The organism is Brucella sp. TWI559 (assembly GCF_039674265.1).
In the GTDB taxonomy this organism is placed as follows: Bacteria; Pseudomonadota; Alphaproteobacteria; order Rhizobiales; family Rhizobiaceae; genus Brucella; species Brucella chromiisoli.
The window spans coordinates 1-233 of record NZ_JBDJNE010000093.1 but is presented as its reverse complement, the minus strand read 5'-3'; the positions used below and the strand labels follow the sequence as shown (position 1 = coordinate 233).

The following is a 233-nucleotide window of genomic DNA, read 5'->3' as shown; positions in this document are numbered from 1 at the left end:
GACCGGCGACGGCACGCTTGTTCTCTCGAGCACGGCCAGTGACTATACGGGCGGCACGCAGATTGATGGCGGTGTTGTGTCGGTTTCGGCCAATGCCAATCTTGGTGCTGCTACAGGAGCACTCGGCTTCAACGGCGGCACGCTTCTGCTCACAGACAGCTTTGACAACAGTCGTGCGGTGACGCTTGGCACGAATGGCGGCACCATCCAGACGACGGCTGCGAAGACCAACA

Annotated in this window: 1 protein-coding gene; it reads left to right on the top strand. The window is 60.5% G+C overall.

Going from position 1 to position 233, the window contains the following annotated elements; all coding sequences use genetic code 11:
- A partial coding sequence (locus tag ABE530_RS19765; protein ID WP_499695742.1) for an autotransporter-associated beta strand repeat-containing protein occupies positions 1-233 on the top strand: 233 nt, incomplete at both ends.